Annotated in this window: 4 protein-coding genes; 2 read left to right on the top strand and 2 right to left on the bottom strand. The window is 65.5% G+C overall.

The window, feature by feature from the left end; all coding sequences use genetic code 11:
• Positions 1 to 5: 5 nt before the first annotated feature.
• Entirely contained in the window at positions 6 to 1,562 is a 1,557-nt protein-coding gene (locus M2271_RS42250; RefSeq protein ID WP_280892788.1) for a terminase family protein, read from the bottom strand.
• Positions 1,559 to 2,095, bottom strand: a complete 537-nt coding sequence (locus M2271_RS42245) for a hypothetical protein (RefSeq protein ID WP_280892787.1) — start codon at positions 2,093 to 2,095, stop codon at positions 1,559 to 1,561. Before M2271_RS42245 ends, M2271_RS42250 begins: the two co-directional genes overlap by 4 nt.
• 289 nt (positions 2,096 to 2,384) lie before the next feature.
• On the opposite strand from M2271_RS42245, the gene M2271_RS42240 reads away from it, so the two are divergent.
• Both M2271_RS42240 and M2271_RS42235 read left to right on the top strand, forming a co-directional pair.
• On the top strand, positions 2,385 to 2,960 hold the full coding sequence (locus M2271_RS42240; protein WP_280892786.1) for a hypothetical protein: 576 nt from the start codon (positions 2,385 to 2,387) through the stop codon (positions 2,958 to 2,960).
• A complete protein-coding gene (locus tag M2271_RS42235) occupies positions 2,954 to 4,030 on the top strand; it encodes a serine hydrolase domain-containing protein (RefSeq protein ID WP_280892785.1) in 1,077 nt (358 codons plus the stop codon). The genes M2271_RS42240 and M2271_RS42235 overlap by 7 nt, the downstream gene beginning before the upstream one ends.
• Positions 4,031 to 4,172: the final 142 nt, after the last annotated feature.

The following is a 4,172-nucleotide window of genomic DNA, read 5'->3' as shown; positions in this document are numbered from 1 at the left end:
GAAAGCTACCAGGCCGGACTCGAATTATGCGCCGGCCTCCTCTGGATCCGACACCTCGGATCACAGTCTTGATCACAACTCCACACAGGCCCTAGTTCGGTCAGTCCGTGAACGGCGGCGTCCATGCGGTCAGGGCTGCCCATTCCCTCAACCCAGGTCACCATCTGGCCCTCAAGGTCGGGGTATTCGCCGACGTGGTGAACGAGTTGCTGTTCGTAGAGCTGGGCGACGGGTGCGGCGCGCAGGCGTTTGCCGACCTTGGCGGTGACCTCGAGGATCATGGGCATGAGCAGGCCCTTGGTCAGGTCCTTGCGGCGTAGCTGCTCCCATGCCTGGGTGACGATCTGCCGCGCCATGTCTCCGCCGTAGTTCTTCTCGACCACGATCGCATCGGCCTTGAGTTCAAGGGCGAGACGGCATGCGGCCAGGCCCCAGTCGTTGGCGCCCATGGAGCCGGATCGGTCGGCGAGGACGTACAGCTGCCGGTCGAAGTCGCGGCCGACGCCGATGACGCCCGTCTCGTCGCCGACCGTGGACTCTCCGCCGGCGGGGTCGACGGCGACGACGATGCGCGCCATGTCGAGGCCAGAGAACTGGACGGCGTTGATACGAGCGGTCTCGATCCACTCCCGCCTCCAGACGCCTCCCTCCGGCGGCCGGGGCTTCTGCAAGTAGAGGGCGGCCCAGACGCGTTCGCCAACTCGCTTGCGGGTTTTGGCGTGATGGGTGACGTCGAAGCGTTCGGGCCACAGCGCCTCGCCAGGAGCGCGGCCGAGCGGGTCGTCGAGGCTGTCGGCGATGGCGGGCAGGTCAATGACGCGCCAGGCGTCGCGCTCGGTGGCGAGGATGCGTCCGGCGAGGTCGTCTTCGTGCCATCGGGTCTGGATGAGGCAGATGGCGCCGACGGGTTCGAGTCGGGTCTGCAGTACGGAGGTCCACCAGTCCCAGGCGCGCTTGCGCATGGTGGGGCTGTCGGCGTCGGCCATGTCCTTGACCGGGTCGTCGACGATGGCGATGTGTGCGCCGCGTCCGGTGAGGCCGCCGCCGATACCGGCTGCGAGGAGTCCGCCTTCGCCGCCGACGATGTCGAAGCGGTTGGCGGCCTGACTGCCTGCCTTGAGCTGGATCCCGAGGTCGTCGCCCCAGGTGTTGATGGCGTCCCTGATCCACCGGCCGTGGTCGTCAGCCAGGTCGGCGGAGTAGCTGGCGATCATCATGCGGTGGCCGGGGTTGCGCCGCAGGTACCAGAGGGGTGCCCAGCGGGAGGCGCGGCGGCTCTTGCCGTGCCGTGGGGGCATGGTCAGCATGACGCGGTCGCATCGGCCTGCGGCCATGTCGATGAACGCCTGGTCGATGAGATCCAGGTGCGGGGCCTGCATCTCACGCCCGCCGGTGAGGACGGCGGCGAGTGCACCTGGCGAGCGGTCCATGGCGAGTTTGCGTTCGACGCGCATCAACTCGGCGCGCAGCGTGGGCGATGCGGCCCGTGCGATGGTGCGGCGCTGCGCCGGTGGAAGGGTCTTGTAGTGGGCTATGACGCTTTCGTGGTCGCGCGGGGTCATCCGGCGTCCGGATCGGTGAGCGCGATCAGGGCGTCGAGTTCGTCGACGGTCACGTTTTCGACCTGGACCGGTCCGCCGTCGGGGCCGGACAGTTCCGTGCGGACGGGCATGTCGAGGCCGAGCAGCCGTGCGCGGCGCTCCATGATCCGCAGGGTGCGGTCGATGGCGGCTAGGTCCTGGTCGCGGACGGCTTTCTTGTAGGCGACGAAGAACAGCCGGTCGAGGCGGTCGGCTTCCAGTGCGCGCAACTCGTCTACGTCGTCGTTGAGTTCGGCGCGGCGGTCGGCGAGTGCGGTGCGGACATCCCGGCAGGCAGCGTGAATCAGGGCCTCGTTGGTGGGCGGGTCCTGGTTCTTTCGGTACCGATCGACTCCGTAGCCCTGCGGGTAGGCGATGCCGTCAGAGTTGACGGTCGGGTCGGCGGCGAGCTTGCGGGCGATCGTCAACCAGTCCACGCCGGCGAGACGTAGATCGATGGCGTCCGAGCGGCGGCGCGCGATGGCCGCACGCGCGGCTTTGTCGGGGCGTCCCACGGCGGGGGTCCTTCACTGCTCGGGTGCGCCCCCGCGCCCGAGTCCATGATCCCACTTCGCTGCGGCTGGCCTGGTGTGGCGTCTGAGACCCGCGCTGGCGCCGGTCCGTATCCGCTCCTTCGTCAGAGGCCCGCGACCGGATGCCGCCCCACCCTGTTCACCCAAACGGCCTACTGCGGATGCGTGCGGGTTCGATGGCGAGCAGGCTGGTTTAAGTACGCGCTTTTGCGTGGTTGGTGCTTGCCAGTTCACGCGGGGGCCACGATCCACAGGCAAGGAGATTCAAGAGATGACCAGTCAGGCACAAAGGCAGAGTTACACGAAGGAGCAGCCGCTCGCACTGTGTGACTATGAGATTGTCCCGGCAAACGGGGCGAGCCCCCACACTCAAGAGCTCGACCTGGATTCCACAGTCGCCAAGTTTTTCGGACTGGGGCAAACGCAAGATCTCGCTCCCACCGTAAATGCAGCGGTCAAGACGTGGGCGTTCACCGGCCAACTGTTCACCGCCGACCATCAGCCGGTGGGCACACTCGATAACCTGACAATCACGGCGATGAAACTGAACGACCCGCAAACTGGCAGGCCGCTCGTCGTCGTCAACCTTGATTACCTGGCCACATCACATGGATGGCGTACCGGGCGGGGCCTCAACGGCGAACCCTACGGCATGACCAACAACGTGTTCTTCAGGAACAGCGCCGGCGGCTTGGTGTGGTCGATGTATCTCAGTGCCTTCCTTCTTGACTGCAACATGAACAGGTGGCACGTCACGCACGGGCAGGCTGACCGGTACAACGTGGCCTGGTTCGATGTGGCTGAAGCCGTGGCCCATGAGGTAGGGGGAACCATTTTCCGGTGCTGAACAAGCCCAGCCTCAGCGACGGTGACGAAACCCTCGTCCACAGCACGGTAATGGGATTCATGACACGCCATGGCGTACCGGGCGCCTCTGTGGCTCTCACCGACCAGGGCCGTCTGGTCTTCGTTAGGGGATTTGGCGCTACGGACCCGGCGACGAACGAACCCGTCACTCCGGGACATCTTTTCCGTATCGCCAGCGTCAGCAAGCCCATCACGGCCGTCGCCGTCTTCCGCCTGATCGAGCTGGGGCAACTCCGCCTCAGCGACGGCGTCCTCGGGTCGGCTGGCATCCTGGGCACCAGGTTCGGCACACAGCCCTACCGTCCAGGTATCGACCAAATCACCGTTCAGCATCTCCTGGAACACACCAGCGGATGGGCACGGTCGCAGGACCCAATGTTCCAGCACCTTGAGCTGACGCAGGGGCAGCTTATTGACCGGATGCTGGACGCCGAGCCTCTCAAGCACATGCCTGGGACGACCTTCGAGTATCTCAACTTCGGGTACTGCTTGCTGGGCCGGGTCATCGAAGCAGTGACCGGACTCCCTTACACGGACGCCGTCCGCCTACACGTGCTGAGCCCCTGCGGGATCACCGACATGCACATCGCAGGCGACACCCTGGCCGACCGGCGCACCAACGAGGTCATATACCTGCAGCAGGGTGCAGTCAGCCCATATGGCATACGCATCTCCCGGATGGACGCCCATGGCGGCTGGACTGCATCGCCTACCGACCTGATGCGCTTCCTCGTACGCGTGGACGGCTTCCCCACCAAGCCAGACCTGCTGTCGGCGGGCTCCATCACGACTATGTGCACACCGACAACCGCCGGCGCCAGCGGATACGCAAAAGGGTGGGCCACCAACGCGGCAGGCAACCGGTGGCACGCTGGCGATGTTCCCGGCACCGCATCGGTCATGGTCCGCACCAGCAGCGGAAAGGGATGGGCGGTGCTCGTGAACACCCGTAACGACGCTGAGCTCGACACGATGCGCACCGACCTCGACAGCCTCATGTGGACGATAGTTGACCACATCTCCGACTGGCCCGCGGTGGATCTCTTCTGAGGCAGAGTCTCATGGCTGACAAAAACCAAAGGCCAGCTACTCCTGAACCTCGATCCACCGCGCGGTAGTTGGTCTGTGGATGACGAAATGAGAAGAGGTGCCCGCTGACCTGGGATGATGGGAGTTCCTACGCCCTCATCAG

Origin of the sequence: Streptomyces sp. LBL (genome assembly GCF_029893585.1) — a bacterium.
Taxonomy (GTDB): Bacteria; Actinomycetota; Actinomycetes; order Streptomycetales; family Streptomycetaceae; genus Streptomyces.
This window is presented reverse-complemented; position numbering and strand designations above follow the sequence as displayed.